Raw genomic sequence first — 22674 nt, 5'->3', positions numbered from 1 at the left:
CCGCCATTGCCCCGAGATCGGTATCCGTGATTCCATCGGGGCATCGTGAGCACACACAGCGTCTTCAATCAGGCCCCGCCGCGCGTCGATATCGACGAGTACGGGGCGAACATCGCGCTGACCGAGGCGGTGCGGCTGCACGGCGCGGAGTGGGCGGACGAGGCGTTGCGGGGCATCGGTCGTCGCGTCGGGTCGGCGGGCTTCCAAGACGACGCCCGGCGGGCGAACCGGAACGAGCCCGTGCTGCGCACGCACGACCGCTGGGGCGAGCGCATCGACGAGGTCGAGTACGACCCCGCCTATCACCGGGTCATCGGCGCAGCCGTCGCCGACGGGGCGCACACCGCCGCATTCGCGGACCCCCGTCCGGGGGCCGGCGCCGCTCGCGCCGCCACGTTCATGCTCTACGCGCAGGTCGAGCCCGGTCATGCCTGTCCGGTGTCGATGACGCATTCGGCCGTTCCCGTGATCGCCGCGCATCCGCGCCTCGCGGAGGAGTGGATGCCCCGGCTGCTGTCGCGTTCGTACGAGCCCGGCCTGCGCCTCGGAAAGCCCGGCGCCCTGTTCGGCATGGCCATGACCGAGAAGCAGGGCGGGTCCGATGTGCGGGCGAACACCACGTCCGCCGTGCCGCAGGGCGACGGGCGCTATGCGCTGACCGGCCACAAGTGGTTCTGCTCCGCACCGATGTCGGACGCCTTCCTGGTGCTCGCGCAGGCGCCGGGTGGGCTGTCATGCTTCCTGCTGCCGCGGCTGCTCGACGACGGCACGCGCAATCGGCTCCGTTTCCAGAGGCTCAAGGACAAGCTGGGCAACCGGTCGAACGCCTCGAGCGAGGTGGAGTACGAGCAGGCCGAGGCGACCCTCGTGGGGGAGGAGGGGCGCGGCGTGCGCACCATCATCGAGATGGTCACCCGCACGCGGCTCGACTCGATGCTCGGCTCGCTGGCCGGCATGCGCCAGGGGGTCGCCGAGGCCGCCTGGCATGTGCGGCATCGGTCGGCGTTCGGGCGCACCCTCATCGATCAGCCCGCGATGACGGCCGTGATCGCCGACCTGCAGCTCGAGGTCGAGGCGGGGACGGCGGTCGCGATGCGGCTCGCCCGTGCGTACGACGATGACGCCTCGGCACAGGATCGGGCGTTCCGCCGGCTGGCGACGGCGGTCATGAAGTACTGGGTGTGCAAGCGCGCGCCCGGCCACGCCGCCGAGGCGCTGGAGTGCCTCGGGGGCAACGGCATCACGACGGACTGGCCCCTCGAGATGCGGTACCGCGAGCAGCCGGTGATGGCGATCTGGGAGGGCTCGGGCAACGTGATCGCGCTCGACGTGCTGCGGGCGCTCGCCCGAGAACCCGAATCGCTCGAGGCCTTCGACGCCGAGGTGTCGGCGGTGCGGGGTGTGGACTCCCGGTTCGACGCCCATCTGGACCGCACGAGGCGTCTGGTGGCAGAGATGGCGGCGGATCCGATGCCGGACGCCTCGGCGCGCAGGCTCGTCGAAGCCCTCGCGCTCACCCTGTCGGCGGCCCAGCTGCTGCGCACGGCACCCGCCGCGGTCGCCGACGGGTTCATCGCCGCCCGCATCGACGAGGGTTCCGGCCTGTTCGGTGCGCTGCCCCGAGGCGTGGACAGCGCCGCGATCGCCGCTCGCGCGTAGGTTCAGCGAATTCACAGAAAGCCCGCGCGGCTCCCGATATTCCGGTCGGCGCAGCGATAGCGTCAGTGCCGCAAGAGGGGTGCGTCGACCGGAGTGAGCGGCCAAACGAGCCTCCTCTCCCACGAATCCCCAAGACAAAGGGCTCTCTCATGACTGGTACGGCACGCAAGGCGCTCGCAGAAGCGATCGCCACCTTCCTCTTCGTCCTCGCGATCATCGCGGCGGTCAACAGCGGCAGCCCGCTGACCCCGCTCGCGATCGGCTTCACCCTGATGGTGCTCGTGTACTCGACGGGTCACATCTCGGGTGCACACCTGAACCCGGCCGTCTCGGTCGGTGTGTTCCTGCGCGGCGGCCTCAGCGTCGTCGACTTCATCGCCTACCTCATCGCCCAGTTCGTCGGTGGTGCCGTGGCCGCGCTCGTCGCGCTCGCCGTGTGGCCCGCCGGCGAGAAGGCCATGATCATCGAGGTCGGGCCGGCGTTCCTCGTCGAGGCCCTCTTCACGCTGATCCTGGTGTGGGTCGTGCTCAACACCGCCACGTCGAAGGACACCGCGGGCAACTCGTTCTACGGTCTCGCGATCGGTGCGACCGTCTTCGTCGGTGCGGCCACGGTCGGATCGATCTCGGGCGGCGGCTTCAACCCGGCCGTCGCGCTCGGCCTCTCGGTCAGCGGTCACTTCGCGTGGAGCTCGCTGTGGCTGTACATCGTCGCCCCGGTCGTCGGCGCCGTGATCGCCGCGATCCTGTTCCGCGTGCTCAACACGGACGACGCCAAGAAGATCGCCGCCGCGGAGTAACCCGCTGCGGGAACGAAGCGCCGCATCCTCGTCGGAGGGTGCGGCGCTTCTGCGTGCGGCGATCGTCGCCGGGTGCACATGTCGGGAGAACGCACGGAGGTCGACAAGAAGAGTGTCGAATCGTCCTGCATCCGTGAATCCGTCCGACGGGTGACCGAGTGTCGGGTCAGCCGGCCGGGACCGAGGCGACGGCGGTCGGACCCGTGCCCGACGACACCGCATCGCGCGACACTGCATCACGAGACAGTGCATCGCGCGACAGTGCATCACGAGACAGAGCGCTACGGGCACGGGCCGCCGCCACGACCATCACGACGAGCGCGATGCCGGTGAGGATCGCTCCCATCCAGATCGGCGAGGTGTAGCCGAGCCCTGCCGAGATGCCCATTCCGCCCGCCCACGCACCGAGCGCGTTGCCGATGTTGAAGGCGCCGATGTTGGCGCCGGAGGCGAGGGTGGGCGCTCCGCCGGCGTACTGCATGACGCGGCTCTGCAGCCCGGGGACCGTGCCGAACCCGAACCCGCCCATCAGGAACAGGGCGATGATCGTGGCGATGCCCGACGGCGCGGCGACCGAGAACAGGGCGAGCACCACCACGAGGGCGGCGATGAAGATGACCAGGGTGCGGTCGATCGCACGGTCGGCGAGTCGTCCGCCCAGCCAGTTGCCGAGCACGAGGCCGGCGCCGAAGAGCACGAGCAGCCACGGCACGGTCGAGGTCGCGAAGCCGCTCACCTCGGTGAGCGTGTAGGCGATGTAGGTGAAGGCTCCGAACATCCCGCCGAACGCGAGGATCGTGACGATGAGCGAGAACCACACCTGACCGGAGCGGAAGGCGGACAGTTCGCTGCGCAGGCTGACGTGTGCGGTCGGACGCGGGAGACGGGGGACCAGCAGTGCGATGCCGACGAAGGCCAGCACGCCGATGCCGGAGATCGCCCAGAACGTCGAGCGCCAGCCCAGCTCCTGGCCGAGGAAGGTGCCGAACGGCACGCCGAAGACGTTCGCGGCGGTGAGGCCGGTGAACATGATGGCGATGGCGCCCGCCTTCTTCTCGGGGGCGACGAGGCCGGCCGCGACGACGGAGCCGATGCCGAAGAACGCGCCGTGGCAGAGGGCGGCGATGATGCGGCCGAGCATGGCGATGCCGTAGTCGTCGGCGAGTGCGGTGAGACCGTTCCCGATGATGAACAGCACGATGAGGCCGAGCAGCACGGGCTTCTTGGGCAGCCGGGTCGCCGCGGCGGTGAGTACGAGGGCACCGACCACGACGGCCAGCGCGTAGCCGGAGATGAGCCAGCCGGCGGCGGACTCGGTGACGCCGAAGTCGTGGGCGACCTCGGGCAGCAGGCCCATGATGACGAACTCGGTGAGTCCGATGCCGAACGCCCCGATGGCGAGGGCGATCAGTCCTAGAGGCATGACGATTCTCCTGGTACATTGGTGGGGATACTTGCAGACGCGGCATATTGCGCATCGAAAGACAATGATTGCACACGCAAGTATCCAGCGCAAGCAACTATCTCGGAGGATGGCCATGGGTATCGGTGACGACGCGGTCGAGGTGCGCGCGCAGGGGTGGCGGACGCTCGCCGCCCTGCACGGCCTGATCGAGACGGCCCTCGAGCGCAGCCTGGCCGACGCCGCCTCGCTCTCGGTGGTCGAGTACACGGTGCTGGATGCGCTCGACCGTCAAGACGGATGGCATATGCGCATGCAGCAGCTCGCCCGAGCCGCGGCCCTGAGTCCCAGCGCCACGACACGCCTGGTCAACCGCCTGGAAGACCGCGGACTCCTCACCCGGATCCTCTGCGCCGACGATCGTCGGGGCATCTACACCGAGCTCACCCCCGCAGGGCGTGAGCTCTACGAGCGGGCTCGACCCATCCACGACGCCGCCCTCGAGCAGGTGCTCGAAGACGCCGCGGCGCAGCCGGAACTCGCCCCCGTCGTCGACGCGCTGCACGGCGTCGCGCTGCCGGCGCTCGCCGCGGGCTGATCGAAACGCATGCACGGCTCCGCTGCGCCCTCCTCCCGCACCCTCCTCGTCGGCTCCGGCAAGATCGCCGCGCGCCTGGCGCCACAGTTCCTCGAAAACGGCGAGGTGTACGCGCTGCGTCGAAGCGACAGTCCTCCTCCTGCGGGTGCGATCGGGATCCGCGCCGACCTGGCGGCGCCGCTCGCCGCGCGGCTTCCCGCGGTCGACCGCATGCTCGTCACGCTCCCACCCGGTGACACCCCCGCCGCCTATCGCACCGCGCTGACGCATCTCGCCGCCGCCCTGCCGGCGATCCCCGCGCGCACGGTGTTCGTGTCGTCGACCGGGGTCTTCGACGGTTCGGGGTCCGCGCGGCCGATCACCGAGCGGGATCAGCCAGGGCCCACGAGCATGCGCTCGCGAGGGCTTCTCGACGGGGAGCGGGCAGCGGTCGAGATCTTCGACGCGACGATCGTGCGGCCGGCGGGAATCTACGGACCCGGACGCGAGTACCTTCTGCGCACGGTGCGCGCGGGGGTGGCGGTGGAACATGCGCGACGTACAAACCGCATCCACGAGACCGACCTCGTCCGCACGCTCGAGATGCTGCTGCGGATGCCGGAGCCGCCACGACTCCTGCACGCCGTGGACGAGAGCCCTGCTCCGCTCGGCGACGTCGTCACGTTCATCGCACGCGAGCTGGGGGTCGAGGTGCCGCCGGATAGCGCCTCGGCGGAACCTGGCGGGTTCGTCTATGACGGCACCCTCCTGCGGTCCATGCTCGGCCGCCTCGACTACCCCACCTATCGAGAGGGTTACGTCGCGATGATCGCCGGCTCGGCCGCGTAGCCTGGGGCCATGACGAACACAGCCGCACGCACCGCCATCGACGTCGTCGACTGGCGGCGTCGGGTCTTCGCCCTGTACGACGCCGTTCGGATCGCCGACTCCCCGGAAGAGGCGCACGAGCTCTGGCGGATCGAACGGGACGAACTGATGCTCCGCCATCCCGCCACCCCGCTGCTGTCGGAGGATCGGGCGCTCTTCGAAGGACTCCCGATCGCCTCGTACGATCCGCAGTGGCGATTCGAACTGCCTGTCCTCGCCGCCGATGAGGGAGGCTTCGAGTTCGCGACCGGCACCGACGGCATCGTTCCGTTCGAGCGCGTCGGTCGGGTCGAGATCCCCGACGCCGGGTCGCTCGACGTCTGGCGGCTGAAGTCCTACGGCGGCGGTCTCTTCATCCCGCTGCGCGACGCGCTCGCCGGTCGTCCCGGCGGAACCTACGGCGGCGGGCGCTACCTGATCGACACGATCAAGGGCGCCGACCTGGGGTCGGATGCGGACGGCGGCACGATCGTGCTCGACTTCAACTTCGCCTACAACCCTTCGTGCGCGTACGACCCGGCGTGGGCCTGCCCGCTCGCGCAGCCGGGCAACGTGCTCCCGGTGCCGGTCCCTGTGGGCGAGATGTACGGAACTCCGTCCTCCTGAACGTCCCTTTCCGCAGGCCGCTGGGCGGGATCCGCACTTCTTTGTGACGTTTCGGCCCTTCCGCACGTCCTATCTCCGAGCGAGCGTTTCGCTCCCGGCGGGAGTCTCATACGAGACCCGCGACCGGTCTTCAGATCGAGATGGGACACCTCATGGCACACCAGGACCAGACCACCCCCGCTCCGGCAGAGAAGGAGCTCGCCCAGGCCGCACCGAAGGCCGCCACCGGCGCATCGCGCGTCGACCGGTCGAGCGGATTCTCCGCATCGCGCGTCCCCACGGACGCCAATGCCGCGGGCAAGACCACCATCGCCGACGGCGTGGTCGCCAAGGTCGCCGGCATCGCCGCACGTGAGGTCGCCGGCGTCTACGCGCTCGGCGGCGGCGGCGCACGTGCCTTCGGTGCGATCCGCGACGTGATCAACGCCACCGACCTCGCCCAGGGCGTCAAGGTCGAGGTGGGCGACACGCAGGCCGCCGCCGACCTGACCATCGTGGTCGAGTACCCGGCGCCGATCCAGGACGTCGCGAACAACGTCCGTGCCGCTGTCGCGGGCGCGATCAGCCGCCTGGTCGGCCTCGAGGTCGTCGAGGTCAACGTCGAGGTCAACGACGTGCACGTGCCCGGCGACGACAGCGACGAGAGCGAAGAGTCGCGAGTCTCATGAGTGCCACAACGGTCGGTGCCCTGATCGGCGCTCTCCTCGCTCTCGCCGCTCTGCTGTTCGGCTTCTGGGGATTCCTCCTCATGGCCGTCTTCGCGGGCATCGGCGCGCTCGTGGGTCGGATCGCGTCCGGCAAGCTCGACGTCCGCGGTCTCGCGGACGTCTTCACCGGGCGGCGCACCTCCTGATGCGCGCCGACCAGCACATCGCCGGCGGCGCTCCCTCGGGAGCCGCCGCCGGCGGGGCCGCCGTCCGCGGACGCGTCGAGGTGAAGGATCGCGTCTACCGCACCGTCACCGAGAAGGCGTCTGCGACGTTGATCGGGGTGCCTCGCAGCGACGTGAAGGTCGATGTCGCCGAGCACCCGCGGGGGATCAGCGTGCGGATCGCCACGCCTCTTCCCGTTCCCCGACTGGACGACACGGCCGCGATCGCGCAGACCGTGCCCGTCCTCGAACGTGCGCGGGATCTGCAGGAGCAGCTGCAGCAGAGCCTGAGCACGATCCTCGGACGCAACGTCATCCGCATCAATCTCACCGTCACCGGTGCCACCATCCCGGAAAGGAGACGAGTGCAATGAGCACCCCGGTCCTGCGCCGTGTCATCCGACGCGAGACGCACTCGCCGCGCACCGTCGCGATGTTCGTCGCGGTCATCCTGCTCATCCTCGCCCTCGCGTACATCGGGCTCGAGATCGTGCTGAGCCTCGCCGCGCAGCCCGCACTCCTGGTCGGTCCCGCCGCGGCGGGAGGCTGGCTCATCGGGTTGCCCACCGCACAGCCCGCCGGGCTCGTGATCGCCGGCAGTGTGGTGCTCGCCCTCATCGGGCTGACCTTCGTGGTACTGGCCATCACGCCGGGGCGACTGTCCAAGCACGTGCTGGATGCCGGCGGACGCGCGGTGGTCGTCGACAACGGCGTGATCGCCAGCGCGTTGGCTCAGCACCTCGCGGAGGAGACGGGTCTCACGCGCGACAGCATCACCGTCGGTGTCGGACACCGCACCGTCGACGTGACCGTGCGCCCGGGAATCGGCGTGCCACTTGACGCATCCGACGTGCGGGCAGCCGCCGAGGCGGAGCTGCAGTCGTATCGGCTGACCGACAGGGTTCGCACGCGGGTGCGCATCGAGCGCCCCACCGAGAAGGAAGACGAGCTGTGAACAACACCAACCGTGCGTTGAATCGCACCCTGCTCCTGATCATCGGGCTGCTGTTCCTCGCGCTCGGCGCCCTCGGCATCGCCATCATGAGCTGGCCGACGCTGTCCGACATCTGGACAGCAGGCGGCAGGGATGCGCGGTCCTGGCTGGACCAGGCGATCGCCGCGACCGCCATCGCGGGAGGAGCACTGTCGTGGATCGGCATCGGCGCGGTCGTCGCGATCGTGGTCGTGATCGTGCTGCTGATCCTCGCGCTCACGAGCATCGCCGGACGGCGTTCGAAGACCGTGCTCCGCTCGACGGGAGCGCAGAACCCGCTGGGGCGTGTGACGGTCAACGAGTCGTTCGTCTCGGACGCGGTGAAGAACTCCCTCACGACGCGCGACGAGGTCCTCTCGGCGCAGGTGACGGCCAACGATGTGCGTCGCAGCCCGGTGCTGCACGTCTCCGTGACGCCGCGTCAGAACACCGACCCGCGGGAGCTCGTCGACCATGTCGACCGTCTGCTCGCCAACCTCGCTGTCCTCACCGGACGCGACACCGCGACGTTCGTCTCGATCCACACGAGCCTCCGGGCCCGGCTCGCGCACGACCAGCGCCGTCTCTCCTGAGCACACCGTCTCTCCTGAGCGCGCCGGTCGCCCCACTCCCGCAGAAAGCAGGCATCATGCGCAACAAGATCCTCCTCATCGTCGGCGTCGCGTTCGTCGCCTACATCCTCGGCAGTCGAGCGGCGACGGTGCAGATCAACAAAGGCGAGTCGGTCCGGCATCAGCTGGTGCGGTTGTGGAACGACCCCCGGGCGCGGAAGCGGCGCAAGAAGGCCGCCGAGAAGGCGTCGAAGAAGGCACGCAAGGCCCTCCGCCGCTGACGTGCGGCTGGTCGGCGTCGGTCAGACCGGGCGGGCCGTCGAATCCCGCACGACGAGCTCCGGCTGGAACACCACCCGCTCGCGCTCGGACCGCCCGCCGGCCTCTCGCAGCATCAGATCGACGGCCGTGTATCCGATGAGTTCCGCGGGCTGACGGATCGACGAGAGCGGGACGACGGCCGCGGCGGCGAAGTCGATGTCGTCGTAGCCGATGAGCGCGATCTCGTCCGGCACCCGGATGCTGCCCCGCATCATGAGCGCCTGCAGGACCCCCATGGCGAGCAGGTCGTTCGCAGCGAAGATGGCGTCGGGCCGGTCCTCCGGAGCCCGCGCGCTGAGGGTCTCTCCGGCGGCGCGGCCGGCGAGCACGCTCAGCGAGTCGGTCAGGATGACCTCGAGGGAGACCTCCGCCTCGTTCGCCGCCTTGCTGGCACCCTCGAGACGGTCGACCACCTGGCGGATGCCCATCGGCCCGCCGACGAAAGCGATGCGGCGCCGCCCCTGGGCAGCGAGGTGCTGCACGGCGAGGTAGCCGCCGCCCACGTCGTCGACCGAGACCGAGGAGAAGCTCTCATCGGCGACCTCACGGTCGACGAGCACCACGGTCGTCCCGCGGTCGCGGAGACGGCGGAGACGCGGGAGGTCGTCGGCGAGGGGGGAGATGAGCAGCCCGGCGATGCGCTGCTCCTCGAACAGGTCGATGTAGGCGCGTTCGCGTTCGACCTTCTCGTCGCTGTTGCCGAGGGTCACCGTCATCCGGGCCTCGGCGGCGCGTTCCTCCGCGCCGCGGGCGATGTCGGTGAAGAACGGGTTGCGCACATCGAGCACCACGAGGCCGATCGAGCGGCTCTGGCCGGCCCGGAGCTGCCGGGCCGCATCGTTGCGCACGAACCCGAGCTTCTCGATGGCGGCCGTGACACGTTCCACCGTGGCGGGAGAGACCTTGTCCGGATGGTTCAGGACGTTCGAGACGGTCCCGACAGACACGGATGCGGCGAGAGCGACATCTCGAACACTGACGACCACGACGTATTCCTTTCCGCGGGATCCGCGAAACCTCTCCCTGAAACGTACCACTGGTCATTCCGTGACTTGACAGCAGCCCACCCAGGGTCGTAATTTACAGATGCTCCACTCTTTAAAACGATTCAATCCGCAGGGATGATCCTGCAGTTTAGGTCCGATCAATGACGATTCCCTCTGGGGCTCCCGGTGCTCCACCGGCGCTCGAGCTCCGCGACATCCGAAAGTCGTTCGGTGCGGTGGTCGCTCTCCGTTCCGGGACGCTGTCGGTCGACGGCGGTTCCATCCACGCTCTGGTCGGCGAGAACGGGGCGGGCAAGTCGACCCTCGTGAAGATCGTCGCCGGCCTGTACCAGCGCGACGAAGGGATCTTCCGGTTCCACGGCGAAGACGTGGACTTCACCTCGACCGCACAGTCCAAGAGCGCGGGCGTCGCCGTGATCTACCAGGAGCCGACGCTCTTCCCCGACCTCTCGGTCACCGAGAACATCTTCATGGGCCGCCAGCCCACGGGGCGCTTCGGACGGATCGATCGCAAGGCCATGCGGCACGAGGTCGAGCGCCTGTTCACCCGGCTCGGCGTGACCATCGACCCCGACCGTCCGGCGGAGGGCCTCTCGATCGCCGATCAGCAGGTCATCGAGATCGCGAAGGCCGTCTCGCTCGACGCGAGCCTTCTCGTCATGGACGAGCCCACCGCTGCGCTGTCCGGCGTCGAGGTCGAGCGCCTGTTCACGATCGCCCGCAGCCTCCGCGACGAGGGCCGCGCGCTCATCTTCATCTCGCACCGCTTCGACGAGGTCTTCGCCCTCTGCGACACCGTCACCGTCATGCGCGACGGCGCCTACATCGCCACCAGTGCGATCGCCGACACCTCGGTCGAGGAGATCGTGCACCAGATGGTCGGTCGAGAGGTGACCGAACTGTTCCCCAAGCAGGAGACCACGGTCGGCGCTCCGCTGCTCGAGGTGGAGAACCTCACCAGCCCCGGTGTCTTCCACGACATCTCGTTCACCGTGCGCGCGGGTGAGATCGTGGGCCTCGCCGGTCTCGTCGGAGCCGGCCGCAGCGAAGTCGCGCGTGCCGTGTTCGGGGTCGACCCCTATCGCGAGGGCACCGTCACGATGCAGGGCGCGCGCATCCCGCGCAACCGCCCCACCGATGCCATGCGGGCCGGTCTCGCGCTCGTTCCCGAAGACCGCCGCAAGCAGGGGCTCGTGATCGAATCGGGTGTGGGCGGCAACATCACCCTCTCGATCCGCCGCCAGCTCGCGAAACTCGGCTTCCTCACCACCGGCATCGAGAACCGTGCCGCCCGGGAATGGGCCACCCGGCTCGAGGTCAAGACGCACGCCCTCGACACGGTCGCCGCGACGCTCTCCGGCGGCAACCAGCAGAAGGTCGTCCTCGCCAAGTGGCTCGCCACGCAGCCGAAGGTCCTCATCATCGACGAGCCGACCCGAGGCATCGACGTTGGCACCAAGTCCGAGGTGCACCGCCTGCTCTCCGAGCTCGCCGGGCAGGGCATGGGAATCCTCATGATCTCGTCCGAACTGCCGGAGGTGCTCGGCATGGCCGACCGCGTCCTCGTCATGCGCGAGGGGCGGATCACCGCAGAGATCGCCCGCTCGGAGGCCACTTCCGAGAACGTCATGTACGCCGCGACGCACGCATCGGAGCTCTCCTCGTGACCACCGCCATCCCCGTCTCCTCGATGACGAAGAGGCTCGCAGCCCTCGGCAGGGCGCGGGAGTTCGGCATCCTCCTCGCCCTGGCGCTCGTGATCATCGCCGCGACGACGAACAACTCGAACTTCCTGTTCAGCCCCGACGGCTGGCGCGACCTGCTCCTGACGCCCTCGATCCTCGTGCTCGTCGCCGTCGGACAGGCCATCGTCCTCATCACCCGCAACGTCGACCTCTCGGTCGGCTCGGTCATGGGGCTCACCGCCTACCTCACCGGTCGCCTGTTCATCGACGTTCCCGGCATCCCGATCACGATCGTGGTGGTGGCCGCCGTCGTGTTCGGAGCCCTCCTCGGACTCATCAACGGGGCGCTGGTCGCCTTCGCCAAAGTGCCCGCCATGGTGATCACCCTCGGCACGCTCTACGCCTACCGCGGCATCAACGTGCTGTGGACCGGCAGCGACCGGGTGAACGCCTCCGACATGCCGAAGGACTTCCTCGCCCTCGGCACCGGGCAGCTCATCGGCATCCCGATCCTCACGATCGTCGCACTCATCGTGCTCGCCGCAGCCGCCTGGTACATGAAGAACACCCGCGGCGGCCGCGAGTACTACGCGATCGGATCCGATCCCGCGGCCGCGGAGCTCTACGGCCTCCGCGTCACGCGCCGCGTGCTGACCGCCTTCGTCGTCTCCGGTGCACTCGCCGGTCTCGCCGGAGTGTTCTACGCCGCCCGCTACGGCACCATCAACTCGCAGGCCGGAGCCGGGTGGGAGCTGGATGCGGTGGGCGCGGCCGTGATCGGCGGCGTCGCGATCACCGGCGGCATCGGCTCGGTCTGGGGGGCGGCGATCGGTGCGGTGCTGCTGCTCACGATCAACCGGGCCCTTCCCATCCTCGGCATCCCCGACTTCTGGCAGCGCGCCGTCGTCGGCCTCCTGATCATCGGCGCGATCGTGCTCGACCGTGTCCTCGCCGTCCGCCAGAAACGACGGCTCATCGAAGCGAGGGACAAGTCATGACCGCCGCGACCGCGACCGCGACCACCCGGGTGATCCGCGACTTCGACAAGCCGCTCTGGCGGCGTGTGCTCCTCACGAGGGAGATGGCGATCGTCGCCCTGCTCGTCCTCGTCGTCATCGCCTCCGCGAGCACGGTGCGCGGCTTCGGTCAGCCGATCACGCTCACCTACCTGCTCCTCGACATCGCCCCGATCCTCCTGATCGCCCTGCCGATGACGCTCGTCATGATCACCGGCGAGATCGACCTGTCGGTCGGCAGCATGGTGGGGCTCTCCAGCGTCGTCACCGGAGCGCTCGTGCAGGGCGGGATCCCCTTCGAGGTCGCCGCGCTCGCCGCGCTGCTCGTCGGTCTGGTCGGCGGTGCCTTCAACGGGTTCCTCGTGACCGTCGTCGGCCTGCCCTCGCTCGCGGTGACCATCGGAACCCTCGCGCTGTTCCGCGGCCTCGCGGTCGGCCTGCTCGGCACCGCGGCGGTCACGGAGTTCCCCGAGTTCTGGACCGACCTCGCCAAGGCGAAGCTCGCCGGCACGACGATCCCCGTGGTCATGATCCCCTTCCTGCTCCTGCTGGTGGGCTTCATCCTCCTGCTGCACTACACCCCGTTCGGGCGTGGTGTGTACGCGATCGGACTGTCGAAGGACGCCGCCAGGTTCTCGGGCGTGCACGTGGAGCGGACGAAGTTCATCCTCTTCGTGCTCTCCGGGGTGGTCGCCGCGTTCGCGGGGGTGTTCTACACGCTCCGCTACGGCAGTGCGCGAGGGGACAACGCCACCGGCCTCGAGCTGCAGGTGATCGCGGCCGTCGTGCTCGGAGGAGTCTCGGTGTTCGGCGGGCGGGGAAAGCTCTACGGCGTCGTCGCCGCGGCCCTGCTCATCGGCGCACTCGCCAGCGCGCTGCGACTGATGAACGTGACCTCCGACGTGATCAACATCATCACCGGCGCCCTGCTGATCGTCTCGGTGGTCGCCGCCAGCATCCTCGCCTGGCTGCAGAAGGCTCGGCGCAGACCAGGACGTTCGACCACCGGCGCCGCACCCACAGCTTCATGACGCCGACGCCGCAATAGCGGCACCCCTCACGAAAGGAACAGAACAATGATGTTTGCACGCAAGCGTGTGACCGCGTTCGCCGCCATCGCGGTGGCCGCAGCGGTCGCCCTGTCCGGATGCGCGAGCACCGGCAGCGGAGACGGCGGCGACGGCGGCGGAGACGGCAACCTCGCCATCACCTTCCTGCCCAAGAACCTCGGAAACCCCTACTTCGACACGTCGAGCAAGGGCGGCAAGGCGGCCGTCGAGGAGTTCGGCGGCACGTTCGCCGAGGTCGGGCCGGCCGAGGCCACCCCCGACGCACAGGTCAGCTACATCAACACCGCCACGCAGCAGGGCGTCGGAGCGCTCGTCGTCTCGGCGAACGATCCGAAGGCGATCTGCGACGCGCTGAACGAAGCGCGCGACGCCGGCGTGAAGGTCGTCACCTTCGACTCCGACACCAACCCGGAATGCCGCGACGTCTTCATCAACCAGGCGGACTCCGAGGGCATCGCGAAGGTGCAGGTCGACCAGATCGCCGAGCAGATCGGCGGCGCCGGAGAGATCGCCATCCTCTCGGCCTCGGCCAACGCGACCAACCAGAACGCCTGGATCGACCTGATGAAGGAGTACCTCGCCAGCGATTACCCCGACATCACGCTCGTCGAGACCGTCTACGGCGACGACGACGACCAGACGTCGTTCGACAAGACCGCGGCCCTGCTGCAGACCCACCCTGACCTCAAGGGCATCATCTCGCCCACGACGGTCGGCATCGCGGCAGCCGCCCGCTACCTGTCCACCTCCGACTACAAGGGCAAGGTCGCCCTCACCGGTCTCGGCACCCCGAACCAGATGCGCGAATACGTCGAGGACGGCACCGTCACGTCGTTCGCGCTGTGGAACCCGGAAGACCTCGGCTACCTCGCGGCCTTCGCGGCGCAGGCGCTCATCGAGGGCGACATCACGGGCAAGAAGGGCGACAGCTTCACCGCCGGTGACCTCGGCGAGTACACGGTCGGAGACGACGGCGTGGTGCTGCTCGGCGACCCGTTCGTGTTCAACGCCGACAACATCGGCGAGTTCGACTTCTGATGGACACCGGGCGCCCGGCCGGCACAGTGGTCGGCCGGGCGCTCGCAGAAAGGCCCTCATGACCCGCGTATGCGTCAAGCTCCAGGTGCGACCGGAGCTCCTGGACGAGTACCGCGAGCGTCACGCGCCCGTGTGGCCGGAGATGCTCGCCGAGATCGCGGCGGCCGGACGCCGCAACTACTCGCTGTTCCTCGCTCCCGACGGTGAGCTCATCGGCTACTACGAGACCGATGACGACGCCGCGGCCCAGGCGTATCTCGCCGCGTCGCCCGTCGCCGCGCGCTGGGAGGCCGAGATGAGTCGCTTCTTCGTCGGTCTCGACGGCCGACCGGACCAGGCCGCCCCCACACTTCCCGAGGTGTTCCACCTCGAAGACCAGCTCTCCTCCTCCGGTCTCCAGAACGAAAGCAGTGCATCGTGAGCATCCTCACCTCCTCGAACCTCGCCATCCTCGAGAAGCAGGGCATCGAGCTCCCCAGCTGGGCCTTCGGCAACTCCGGCACGCGTTTCAAGGTGTTCGGCACCCCCGGCACCCCGCGGGATCCGTGGGAGAAGATCGCCGACGCCGCCCAGGTCAACCGCTACACGGCACTCGCTCCCGCGGTGGCGCTGCACATCCCGTGGGACGTGGTGGACTCGTACTCCGATCTGCGCACGCACGCCGAGGATCACGGAGTCACCCTCGGCACGGTCAACTCCAACACGTTCCAGGACGATGACTACAAGTTCGGCGCCCTCACGCACGAGGACGCCGCGATCCGGCGGAAGGCGATCGACCACCACCTGGCCTGCATCGACGTGATGGATGCGACCGGCAGCCGCGACCTCAAGATCTGGCTGGCCGAGGGGTCGAACTATCCCGGCCAGGCCGACATGCGCGGGCGCCAGGACCGCCTGCAGGATTCGCTGCAGAAGATCTACGACCGCCTCGGCGACCACCAGCGCCTCGTGCTCGAGTACAAGTTCTTCGAGCCGGCGTTCTATCACACCGACGTCCCGGACTGGGGCACCTCGTACGCGCAGGTCAGCGCGCTCGGCGACAAGGCGATGGTGTGCCTCGACACGGGCCACCACGCCCCGGGCACGAACATCGAGTTCATCGTGATGCAGCTGCTGCGCCTCGGCAAGCTCGGCTCGTTCGACTTCAACTCGCGCTTCTACGCCGACGACGACCTGATCGTGGGCGCGGCCGACCCGTTCCAGCTGTTCCGCATCCTGTTCGAGGTGATCCGCGGTGGCGGCCTGAACAACCCCGACGTGGCGTTCATGCTCGACCAGTGCCACAACGTCGAGGACAAGATCCCCGGCCAGATCCGCTCGGTGCTCAACGTGCAGGAGATGACGGCGCGTGCGCTGCTCGTCGACCGTGACGCGCTCGCCGCTGCCCAGAGGTCGGGCGACGTGCTCGCCGCGAACGCCCTCTTCATGGATGCCTTCTACACCGACGTGCGGCCCGCCCTGGCCGAATGGCGGGAGTCGCGCGGTCTCGCCGCCGATCCGATGGCCGCCTATCTCGCCTCCGGCTACCAGGAGCGGATCGCCGCCGAGCGGGTGGGCGGAGTGCAGGCCGGCTGGGGCGCCTGACCGCAGGTCCTCTGTTCCCCTCCCGTGATCCCTTCGAAAGACATTGAGATGACCAACGCCACCGCCGCCGCTCTGATCGCCCGGTCGAACCGCCTCGGCGCCGACCCGAAGAACACCAACTACGCCGGAGGAAACACCTCGGCCAAGGGCACCGAGACCGATCCCGTCACGGGCCAGCCGGTCGAGCTGATGTGGGTCAAGGGCTCTGGCGGCGACCTCGGCACCCTGACCGAGAGCGGTCTCGCCGTGCTGCGCCTCGACCGCATGCGCGCGCTCGTCGACGTGTACCCCGGACTCGACCGCGAAGACGAGATGGTCGCCGCCTTCGACTACTGCCTGCACGGCAAGGGGGGTGCCGCCCCGTCGATTGACACCGCCATGCACGGCCTGGTCGACGCCGCGCACGTCGACCACCTGCATCCCGATTCGGGCATCGCGATCGCCACCGCGGCAGACGGCGAAGCGCTGACCACGAAGATCTTCGGCGAGAAGGTCGTCTGGGTGCCGTGGCGTCGTCCCGGCTTCCAGCTCGGACTCGACATCGCCGAGATCAAGAAGCAGCACCCTCAGGCGATCGGCTGCATCCTCGGTGGACACGGCATCACTGCGTGGGCCGACACGTCGGAGGAGGTCGAGGCGAACTCCCTCTGGATCATCGACACCGCGGCCGCCTACATCGCCGAGCACGGCAAGGCCGACCCGTTCGGCGGCGTCCGCTCGGGCTTCGAGGCCCTCCCCGCGTCCGAGCGCCGTGAGCGCGCTGCGGCCCTCGCCGGCACCATCCGGGGCATCGCCTCGACCGACAAGCCGATGGTCGGACACTTCACCGACGCCGACGTCGTCCTCGACTTCCTGGCGTCGGAACAGGCGCCCGCCCTCGCCGCGCTCGGCACCAGCTGCCCCGACCACTTCCTGCGCACCAAGGTGAAGCCGCTGATCCTCGACCTGCCGGCCACGGCGTCTGCCGAGGAGCAGATCGCGCGCCTGCACGAGCTGCACGAGCAGTACCGCACCGACTATCAGGCGTACTACGACGCGCACGCGACGGCCACGTCTCCTGCCATCCGCGGCGCCGACCCGCTCATCGTGCTGATCCCCGGTGTCGGCATGTTCTCCTACGGTGCGAACAAGCAGACCGCCCGCGTCGCCGGCGAGTTCTACGTCAACGCGATCAACGTGATGCGCGGCGCCGAGGCCCTGTCGACCTATTCGCCGATCTCCGACGCCGAGAAGTTCGACATCGAGTACTGGGCGCTGGAGGAGGCCAAGCTGCAGCGCATGCCGAAGCCGAAGTCGCACCAGGGCCGTATCGCCTTCGTCACCGGCGCCGCATCCGGCATCGGCAAGGCCATCGCGAACCGCCTCGCGGCCGAGGGCGCCTGTGTCGTCGTCGCCGACCTCGACGCCTCGAAGGCGCAGGCCGCGGCCGCCGAGCTCGGCAACACCGATGTCGCGATCGGCATCGCGGCAAACGTCGCCGACGCCGAGGCCGTGCAGGCCGCCCTGAACGAGGCGGTGCTCGCGTTCGGCGGTGTCGACCTCGTGGTCAACAACGCCGGGCTCTCGCTCTCGAAGCCGCTGCTCGAGACCACCGAGAAGGACTGGGATCTGCAGCACGACGTGATGGCCAAGGGATCGTTCCTCGTGTCCAAGGCCGCCGCCCGCGTTCTCATCGACCAGAAGCTCGGGGGTGACATCATCTACATCTCGTCCAAGAACTCGGTCTTCGCCGGCCCCAACAACATCGCCTACTCCGCCACCAAGGCCGACCAGGCGCACCAGGTGCGGCTGCTCGCGGTCGAGCTCGGCGAGTACGGTATCCGTGTGAACGGCATCAACCCCGACGGCGTGGTCCGCGGCTCCGGCATCTTCGCCTCGGGCTGGGGCGCGAACCGTGCCGCGACCTACGGCGTCGCCGAAGAAGACCTCGGTCAGTACTACGCGAACCGCACGATCCTCAAGCGCGAGGTCGTGCCCGAGAACGTCGCGGACGCGGTCTACGTGCTGACCGGTCCCGAGCTCAGCCGCACCACGGGTCTGCACATCCCCGTCGACTCCGGCGTCGCCGCGGCGTTCCTGCGATGAGCGTGCGCGCGGTCGCGGCCGTCGATCTCGGGGCGACCAGCGGCCGTGTGATGATCGGGCGGATCGGGGAGGGGAGGCTCGAGCTCGAGCTCGTGTCGCGCTTCCCGAACGGCCCTGTCGAGCGTGACGACGGTCTGCACTGGGACTTCTCGGCCCTGTACGAGCACGTCGTGGCGGGGCTGGCTGAGGCGGTACGGCGCGAGCCGGCGATCGAGAGCATCGGGATCGATTCCTGGGCCGTCGACTACGGGCTGCTCGCGGACGGCGCTCTTCTCGCCGAGCCGTTCCACTACCGCGATTCCCGCACCGCCCGGGGCGTCGCAGAGGTGCACGACATCGTTCCGTTCGCCGATCTCTACGCCCGCGACGGACTGCAGTTCCTGCCTTTCAACACCCTGTACCAGTACCGGGTCGACGAGCGGATCGCGGACGCGGACGTGGCGCTGCTCATCCCCGACCTGATCGCGTTCCTGCTCACGGGCGTCAGCGCGGCGGAGCGGACGAATGCCTCCACGACGGGGTTGCTCGGAGTGGACGACGGCGAGTGGGACAGCGATCTCGCATCGCGCATCGGCATCCCGTCGCGCATCCTCCCTCCGCTCATCGACCCCGGCGCGGTGATCGGGTCGCTGCGTCCGGATCTCGCCGCCCGGATCGGCGCCGACCTCCCGGTGATCGCGGTCGGTTCGCACGACACCGCCTCGGCAGTGGTCGCCGTGCCGATGACGTCGCCTTCCGCCGCGTACATCTCGTGCGGCACGTGGGGTCTCGTCGGACTGGAGCTGACCGAACCCGTGCTGACGGATGCCGCGCGCGAGGCGAACTTCACCCACGAGCTCGGCGTCGATGGTCGATACCGCTTTCTGCACAACGTCACCGGTCTGTGGCTGCTGAGCGAGAGCGTGCGGGCGTGGGAGGGGGAGGACGGCGCGTCGATCGATCTGGCGGAGCTGCTCGCTGCGGCAGCCGCGGTCTCGGATGGGGTGCCGCTGTTCGATGCGAACGATCCTTCGCTCAGCGCGCCCGGCGACATGCCCGCCCGCATCGCCGCGCTGATCCAGGCGGACGGGGCCTCTGTTCCGACGAGCCGTGCGGCGTTCGCGCGCAGCATCGTGGAGAGCATCGCGGCGGCCTTCGCCGCGACCGTGCGGACGGCATCCGCCCTCTCGGGCCGCGAGGTCGACGTGATCCACCTCGTCGGGGGCGGCTCGCTCAACGCGCTCCTCTGCCAGGCCACCGCCGATCGCTCCGGGCTCCCGGTGCTGGCCGGTCCCGTCGAGGCGACCGCTCTCGGCAACGTGCTCGTGCAGGCGCGTGCCCTGGGCGCTGCTGCTGCCGACCTGGAGGGGCTGCGCGCGCTCGTCGCGGCGACACACCCGGTGCGCCGATTCGATCCGCGAGGCTGACGCGACGTCGGGAACGCGGCCGCGGCTCAGAGCACGCGCGTGTTCGGCAGCGAGCTCACGGTCGGTCGGGCGTAGGCGCGGCGCCGGGCGGAGATGTCGGTCGGTCGTGCGGCACGCGGAACGCTCCGCTCCACGGCGATCACCTCGAACTCCTGGATCTGTGCGGGGCGCACCGGGGTGAGGTGGATCATGCAGATCAGCTCGCCGCGTTCGGCGGGGATCGACCAGGTGATGTCCGCCGGGGTCGCCGCGGAGACGACCTCGGGCGCGCCGCGGTCGCGGAGCAGCGGGCCCACCTGGGCGATGAGCTCGTCGATCGCAGCTCGGCGCTGGGAGAGCGGGCGGTCGAAGTCGATGTTGTCGGCGAAGATCGCGGCGGCCGTACCGTCGTCCCAGGAGCGGATCAGCTCGTCGGCGGCGGACATCAGCCGATGCGTCTCCGGCCACGGCTGCACGGTGCGGGCGGGGGTGTCGTGGAAGGCGAGGGCGCGGAACAGGGCGTCCTCCGACAGGGCGACCGGGTTGCTCCGGTGGCTGTTGGTGAACACGACGACGCCCTTCCCGGATCCTGCGTGCCACACCATGTTCAGGATGAATCCCGGAAGGCCGCCGCTGTGCGTGACGATGCGTCCGCGGTGCAGGTCTTCGCGCACGAAGAGTCCGAGCGCGTAGCCCCCGGTGACGAACTTCCAGGTGCCTTCGGGGCGTGCCTGGAGCGACGGGATGTCGACCTGATGGATGCGCTGCAGTTCGCGCCGTGACGCCCGGCTGACGACGGCATCGTCACCGCTCGCGGGTGTCGACGCGGGCTGTGTGGCGGCGGCGAGGAAGCGCACCCAGATGCTGAGGTCGTTGATCGTCGACTGCATGCCGCCGGCTGCGGCCATGGCATCGGACACGGCGGGAGGGAACCCCACCCAGTCGCCGTCGGTGTTCAGCGAGTAGCCGACCGCTCGGCGGAATCCCTCTTCCGGTGCGCGGTTGTCGAACCAGGTGCTGTTCATCCCGAGCGGATGCAGGATCTCGTCGGTGACCCAGTCCTCCACGCGTCGGCTCACGGCTTTGCCTACGGCGAGACCGGCCATCGTGAAGCCGATGTTCGAGTACTCGAAGGCGCTTCCCGGATGGGTGCTGTAGTTGAAGCCGGGTCTGATCCGTTCGACCAGCTCCGCCTCGGAGAGGCCCAGGAACGGGTCGACCCACGAGTTGTCCTCGGTGAGTCCGCCGCCCATGCTGAGCAGCTGCCGCAGCGTCGGGGCGGCAGCCGGTTCGTCACCCACCGTGCCGTGCCACTCTGGATAGAAGTCGGTGATGGGGGCTTCCAGGTCGAGGAGCCCGCGGTCTCGGGCGAGCAGGGCGCCGAGTGCGACGAAGCTCTTGGTCATCGAGGCGATCGGGAAGACCGTGTCGGCGTCAGGGGCGGTGCCGTCGTCGTCGGCGGTCCCGAACCCCCGGGTGTGCTCCAGTCCGTCGGTGCCGACGAGTCCGTACACGAGCCCCGGCGACTGACCCGCAGCCGTGTACTGACCGAAGAATGCGTCGAGCTGGTCGACGAGCGGCACGACCAGGGTTTCGCTGGACATGGAGACTCCTTTGTTCGGGCGTGCTCTCGCGGCGGGTGCTCTCAAGCAGAACGCCGGTTCGTCTCCACACTCTCGTGCCGGGCGGGCGAAGTCATGTCCGCGGGCACCGAGTGTCGGGGCCCGATGTGTGCGGGCAGACGAAGTCGGTAGCCTTCGAGCGTGGGGTTCTCACCGCTCGGGCTGATCGTGAGCATCGTCGTGCTCGCTCCCAATCTCCTGCTGCTGTGGTTCCCTCCGCGCGGGCGGAACGTGGTCGTGCGCGTGCCGCGGCCCCTCGAAGGCGTCGAGCGGGCGGGGCAGGCGCTGTGCCTCGTCGTGCCGGCGATCACGGTCCCCGGCGCGATCATCTGGTGGTGGGTGCTTCCTGCCGCTGTCGCGTTGGCGACCTACGACGTGCTGTGGTGTCGGTACCTCGTCGAGGGCCGCGAGCAGACTCTGCTCTACGCCTCGCTCTGGCGCGTTCCGGTGCCGATGGCGGTCATGCCGGTGGTCGTGTTCCTCTGCGCTGCGGGGTGGCTGAGCAATCCATGGATCGCGCTCGCCGCGGTCGTCCTCGCTGCCGGTCACATCCCCGTCGCGCTCCTCACCCGTCGCGCGATCCGGTCTACGCCGCCGTCTCCTGCACCGCGCCCCGCGTGAGCTTCGGGATCAACACCGGCGTGTTCTCGCGGTAGGCGATGTAGTCGGCGCGATCGCCCCACTTCTTCTCGGCGCGCGCTTCCAGCAGCGGGACGCCGCTGACCCGGGTGAGCAGCAGGATCACGAACAGCGGCGAGAGCAGGGCGATCCACTGCCATCCGACGAGCACGGGGGCGGCGGTGAGGAACACGCCCACCCAGATCACGATCTCGCCGAAGTAGTTCGGGTGGCGCGACCGCGACCACAGTCCCGTGCGGATGAACTCGTCCCGGTTGCGCGGGTCTGCACGGAATGCCGACTTCTGCGCGTCGGCGACGATCTCGACCACCATGCCGAGAACCCACACGACGATCCCGACGACGGTCAGCCATCCGATGGGTGCGCGGGTGGCGGAGTCCGCACTGATCGCGATCCATGCCGCGGCCGCGGTCAGCGACACCCACGCGCCCTGGATGATCCACACCTGCAGGAACCGCAATGGGGAGCCCTTGATCTGGTCGAAGCGTCCGTCCGAGCCGGCCTTGTGCACGCGCAGGGCCAGGAAGGTTCCGAGGCGCACCGCCCACAGCATCACCATCCCCGCGAGGATCCAGCTGCGCGCGTCGGGCTGTGGCGTCAGCAGGACCAGCGCCGCAGAGATCGCGAAGAAGGTGAGGCTGCCGGTGAGGTCGAAGAATCGCTCGGTCTGCAGGAGCATCGCCGGGATGAACGCGATGACCTGGATCGCGAACGCGGCCGCGACGGCCAGGGCGAACAGCGGGATGCCGCCGATCGTCGCGCCGTTCTGGCTGCCGGCGACCGCGACGAGCGCGCCGATCACGAGGGCCGCGAGGATCGCGATGACTGAGGAGCGGGATGACTTGGCGTCGGAGGGCGTGGGGGAGGACATGGT

General features: G+C 69.2%; 24 protein-coding genes. 20 read left to right on the top strand and 4 right to left on the bottom strand.

The window, feature by feature from the left end; translation table 11 throughout:
* Positions 1 to 45 precede the first annotated feature (45 nt).
* Positions 46 to 1659: an acyl-CoA dehydrogenase family protein gene (locus MST3598_RS16795; protein ID WP_051671062.1), complete on the top strand. Its 1614-nt coding sequence runs from the start codon at positions 46 to 48 to the stop codon at positions 1657 to 1659.
* 149 nt (positions 1660 to 1808) lie between these two features.
* A complete protein-coding gene (locus tag MST3598_RS16790; RefSeq protein ID WP_029259393.1) occupies positions 1809 to 2459 on the top strand; it encodes an MIP/aquaporin family protein in 651 nt (216 codons plus the stop codon).
* A 166-nt stretch (positions 2460 to 2625) separates the two neighbouring features.
* Here MST3598_RS16790 and MST3598_RS16785 read toward each other — a convergent pair whose 3' ends face one another.
* Positions 2626 to 3882, bottom strand: a complete 1257-nt coding sequence (locus MST3598_RS16785) for an MFS transporter (protein ID WP_051671058.1) — start codon at positions 3880 to 3882, stop codon at positions 2626 to 2628.
* A 115-nt stretch (positions 3883 to 3997) separates the two neighbouring features.
* On the opposite strand from MST3598_RS16785, the gene MST3598_RS16780 reads away from it, so the two are divergent.
* The 9 genes from MST3598_RS16780 (at position 3998) to MST3598_RS16740 (ending at position 8629) form a co-directional block, all read left to right on the top strand.
* A complete protein-coding gene (locus tag MST3598_RS16780; RefSeq protein ID WP_021201629.1) occupies positions 3998 to 4459 on the top strand; it encodes a MarR family winged helix-turn-helix transcriptional regulator in 462 nt (153 codons plus the stop codon).
* Positions 4460 to 4468: 9 nt separating this feature from the next.
* The gene (locus MST3598_RS16775; RefSeq protein ID WP_029259391.1) at positions 4469 to 5287 is read left to right on the top strand and encodes a sugar nucleotide-binding protein; all 819 of its coding nucleotides are present in this window, start codon (positions 4469 to 4471) and stop codon (positions 5285 to 5287) included.
* 9 nt (positions 5288 to 5296) lie between these two features.
* The gene (locus MST3598_RS16770; protein ID WP_029259390.1) at positions 5297 to 5932 is read left to right on the top strand and encodes a DUF1684 domain-containing protein; all 636 of its coding nucleotides are present in this window, start codon (positions 5297 to 5299) and stop codon (positions 5930 to 5932) included.
* Positions 5933 to 6084: 152 nt separating this feature from the next.
* The gene (locus MST3598_RS16765; protein ID WP_029259389.1) at positions 6085 to 6600 is read left to right on the top strand and encodes an Asp23/Gls24 family envelope stress response protein; all 516 of its coding nucleotides are present in this window, start codon (positions 6085 to 6087) and stop codon (positions 6598 to 6600) included.
* Positions 6597 to 6785: a DUF2273 domain-containing protein gene (locus MST3598_RS16760; protein WP_017829702.1), complete on the top strand. Its 189-nt coding sequence runs from the start codon at positions 6597 to 6599 to the stop codon at positions 6783 to 6785. Before MST3598_RS16765 ends, MST3598_RS16760 begins: the two co-directional genes overlap by 4 nt.
* Entirely contained in the window at positions 6785 to 7177 is a 393-nt protein-coding gene (locus tag MST3598_RS16755) for a hypothetical protein (RefSeq protein ID WP_021201633.1), read from the top strand. Before MST3598_RS16760 ends, MST3598_RS16755 begins: the two co-directional genes overlap by 1 nt.
* Positions 7174 to 7758 carry a DUF6286 domain-containing protein gene (locus MST3598_RS16750; protein WP_021201634.1) on the top strand — a complete coding sequence of 195 codons (585 nt, stop codon included), beginning with the start codon at positions 7174 to 7176 and terminating at the stop codon, positions 7756 to 7758. The genes MST3598_RS16755 and MST3598_RS16750 overlap by 4 nt, the downstream gene beginning before the upstream one ends.
* Complete coding sequence (locus MST3598_RS16745; RefSeq protein ID WP_029259388.1) at positions 7755 to 8369, top strand: hypothetical protein; 615 nt, start codon at positions 7755 to 7757, stop codon at positions 8367 to 8369. Before MST3598_RS16750 ends, MST3598_RS16745 begins: the two co-directional genes overlap by 4 nt.
* Before the next feature lie 56 nt (positions 8370 to 8425).
* Positions 8426 to 8629, top strand: a complete 204-nt coding sequence (locus tag MST3598_RS16740; RefSeq protein ID WP_029259387.1) for a hypothetical protein — start codon at positions 8426 to 8428, stop codon at positions 8627 to 8629.
* A gap of 21 nt (positions 8630 to 8650) precedes the next feature.
* Here MST3598_RS16740 and MST3598_RS16735 read toward each other — a convergent pair whose 3' ends face one another.
* Positions 8651 to 9655 (bottom strand): LacI family DNA-binding transcriptional regulator, encoded by a 1005-nt coding sequence (locus MST3598_RS16735; protein ID WP_029259386.1) that lies wholly within the window; start codon positions 9653 to 9655, stop codon positions 8651 to 8653.
* A 161-nt stretch (positions 9656 to 9816) separates the two neighbouring features.
* On the opposite strand from MST3598_RS16735, the gene MST3598_RS16730 reads away from it, so the two are divergent.
* From MST3598_RS16730 to MST3598_RS16695, 8 genes are read left to right on the top strand one after another with little or no spacing between them, the layout of a single operon-like run.
* Entirely contained in the window at positions 9817 to 11343 is a 1527-nt protein-coding gene (locus MST3598_RS16730) for a sugar ABC transporter ATP-binding protein (RefSeq protein WP_029259385.1), read from the top strand.
* Positions 11344 to 11366: 23 nt separating this feature from the next.
* The gene (locus MST3598_RS16725; RefSeq protein ID WP_036271616.1) at positions 11367 to 12359 is read left to right on the top strand and encodes an ABC transporter permease; all 993 of its coding nucleotides are present in this window, start codon (positions 11367 to 11369) and stop codon (positions 12357 to 12359) included.
* Positions 12356 to 13408, top strand: a complete 1053-nt coding sequence (locus MST3598_RS16720) for an ABC transporter permease (protein ID WP_029259383.1) — start codon at positions 12356 to 12358, stop codon at positions 13406 to 13408. Before MST3598_RS16725 ends, MST3598_RS16720 begins: the two co-directional genes overlap by 4 nt.
* Positions 13409 to 13453: 45 nt before the next feature.
* The gene (rhaS, locus tag MST3598_RS16715) at positions 13454 to 14485 is read left to right on the top strand and encodes a rhamnose ABC transporter substrate-binding protein (protein ID WP_029259382.1); all 1032 of its coding nucleotides are present in this window, start codon (positions 13454 to 13456) and stop codon (positions 14483 to 14485) included.
* 58 nt (positions 14486 to 14543) lie between these two features.
* Entirely contained in the window at positions 14544 to 14906 is a 363-nt protein-coding gene (locus MST3598_RS16710; RefSeq protein WP_021201642.1) for an L-rhamnose mutarotase, read from the top strand.
* The gene (gene rhaI, locus MST3598_RS16705) at positions 14903 to 16069 is read left to right on the top strand and encodes an L-rhamnose isomerase (protein WP_029259381.1); all 1167 of its coding nucleotides are present in this window, start codon (positions 14903 to 14905) and stop codon (positions 16067 to 16069) included. The genes MST3598_RS16710 and rhaI overlap by 4 nt, the downstream gene beginning before the upstream one ends.
* A 48-nt stretch (positions 16070 to 16117) precedes the next feature.
* Positions 16118 to 18154, top strand: coding sequence for a bifunctional rhamnulose-1-phosphate aldolase/short-chain dehydrogenase (locus MST3598_RS16700; RefSeq protein WP_029259380.1), 2037 nt, complete (start codon positions 16118 to 16120; stop codon positions 18152 to 18154).
* The gene (locus tag MST3598_RS16695) at positions 18151 to 19560 is read left to right on the top strand and encodes a rhamnulokinase (RefSeq protein ID WP_029259379.1); all 1410 of its coding nucleotides are present in this window, start codon (positions 18151 to 18153) and stop codon (positions 19558 to 19560) included. The genes MST3598_RS16700 and MST3598_RS16695 overlap by 4 nt, the downstream gene beginning before the upstream one ends.
* 26 nt (positions 19561 to 19586) lie before the next feature.
* Here MST3598_RS16695 and MST3598_RS16690 read toward each other — a convergent pair whose 3' ends face one another.
* A complete protein-coding gene (locus MST3598_RS16690; protein WP_029259378.1) occupies positions 19587 to 21143 on the bottom strand; it encodes a serine hydrolase domain-containing protein in 1557 nt (518 codons plus the stop codon).
* 159 nt (positions 21144 to 21302) lie between these two features.
* Between MST3598_RS16690 and MST3598_RS16685 the strand changes: the two genes are divergently transcribed.
* A complete protein-coding gene (locus MST3598_RS16685) occupies positions 21303 to 21782 on the top strand; it encodes a hypothetical protein (RefSeq protein WP_029259377.1) in 480 nt (159 codons plus the stop codon).
* Here MST3598_RS16685 and MST3598_RS16680 read toward each other — a convergent pair.
* Complete coding sequence (locus MST3598_RS16680) at positions 21748 to 22671, bottom strand: DUF1295 domain-containing protein (RefSeq protein WP_029259376.1); 924 nt, start codon at positions 22669 to 22671, stop codon at positions 21748 to 21750. The two genes, MST3598_RS16685 and MST3598_RS16680, sit on opposite strands and share 35 nt — an antisense overlap.
* Positions 22672 to 22674: the final 3 nt, after the last annotated feature.

The sequence above is a fragment of the Microbacterium sp. TPU 3598 genome, assembly GCF_002356155.1.
GTDB lineage: Bacteria > Actinomycetota > Actinomycetes > Actinomycetales > Microbacteriaceae > Microbacterium > Microbacterium maritypicum_A.
This window is presented reverse-complemented; position numbering and strand designations above follow the sequence as displayed.

Bases quoted from the DNA above. Each gene is read 5' to 3' on its own strand.
- MST3598_RS16780 (WP_021201629.1), top strand. From the start codon at position 3,998: ATGGGTATCGGTGACGACGCGGTCGAGGTGCGCGCGCAGGGGTGGCGG.
- MST3598_RS16730 (WP_029259385.1), top strand. From the start codon at position 9,817: ATGACGATTCCCTCTGGGGCTCCCGGTGCTCCACCGGCGCTCGAGCTC.
- MST3598_RS16755 (WP_021201633.1), top strand. From the start codon at position 6,785: ATGCGCGCCGACCAGCACATCGCCGGCGGCGCTCCCTCGGGAGCCGCC.
- MST3598_RS16725 (WP_036271616.1), top strand. From the start codon at position 11,367: ATGACGAAGAGGCTCGCAGCCCTCGGCAGGGCGCGGGAGTTCGGCATC.
- MST3598_RS16770 (WP_029259390.1), top strand. From the start codon at position 5,297: ATGACGAACACAGCCGCACGCACCGCCATCGACGTCGTCGACTGGCGG.
- MST3598_RS16750 (WP_021201634.1), top strand. From the start codon at position 7,174: ATGAGCACCCCGGTCCTGCGCCGTGTCATCCGACGCGAGACGCACTCG.
- MST3598_RS16775 (WP_029259391.1), top strand. From the start codon at position 4,469: ATGCACGGCTCCGCTGCGCCCTCCTCCCGCACCCTCCTCGTCGGCTCC.
- MST3598_RS16700 (WP_029259380.1), top strand. From the start codon at position 16,118: ATGACCAACGCCACCGCCGCCGCTCTGATCGCCCGGTCGAACCGCCTC.
- MST3598_RS16680 (WP_029259376.1), bottom strand. From the start codon at position 22,671: ATGTCCTCCCCCACGCCCTCCGACGCCAAGTCATCCCGCTCCTCAGTC.
- rhaS (WP_029259382.1), top strand. From the start codon at position 13,454: ATGATGTTTGCACGCAAGCGTGTGACCGCGTTCGCCGCCATCGCGGTG.
- MST3598_RS16695 (WP_029259379.1), top strand. From the start codon at position 18,151: ATGAGCGTGCGCGCGGTCGCGGCCGTCGATCTCGGGGCGACCAGCGGC.
- MST3598_RS16765 (WP_029259389.1), top strand. From the start codon at position 6,085: ATGGCACACCAGGACCAGACCACCCCCGCTCCGGCAGAGAAGGAGCTC.
- MST3598_RS16760 (WP_017829702.1), top strand. From the start codon at position 6,597: ATGAGTGCCACAACGGTCGGTGCCCTGATCGGCGCTCTCCTCGCTCTC.
- MST3598_RS16720 (WP_029259383.1), top strand. From the start codon at position 12,356: ATGACCGCCGCGACCGCGACCGCGACCACCCGGGTGATCCGCGACTTC.
- MST3598_RS16785 (WP_051671058.1), bottom strand. From the start codon at position 3,882: ATGCCTCTAGGACTGATCGCCCTCGCCATCGGGGCGTTCGGCATCGGA.
- MST3598_RS16790 (WP_029259393.1), top strand. From the start codon at position 1,809: ATGACTGGTACGGCACGCAAGGCGCTCGCAGAAGCGATCGCCACCTTC.
- MST3598_RS16690 (WP_029259378.1), bottom strand. From the start codon at position 21,143: ATGTCCAGCGAAACCCTGGTCGTGCCGCTCGTCGACCAGCTCGACGCA.
- MST3598_RS16740 (WP_029259387.1), top strand. From the start codon at position 8,426: ATGCGCAACAAGATCCTCCTCATCGTCGGCGTCGCGTTCGTCGCCTAC.
- MST3598_RS16710 (WP_021201642.1), top strand. From the start codon at position 14,544: ATGACCCGCGTATGCGTCAAGCTCCAGGTGCGACCGGAGCTCCTGGAC.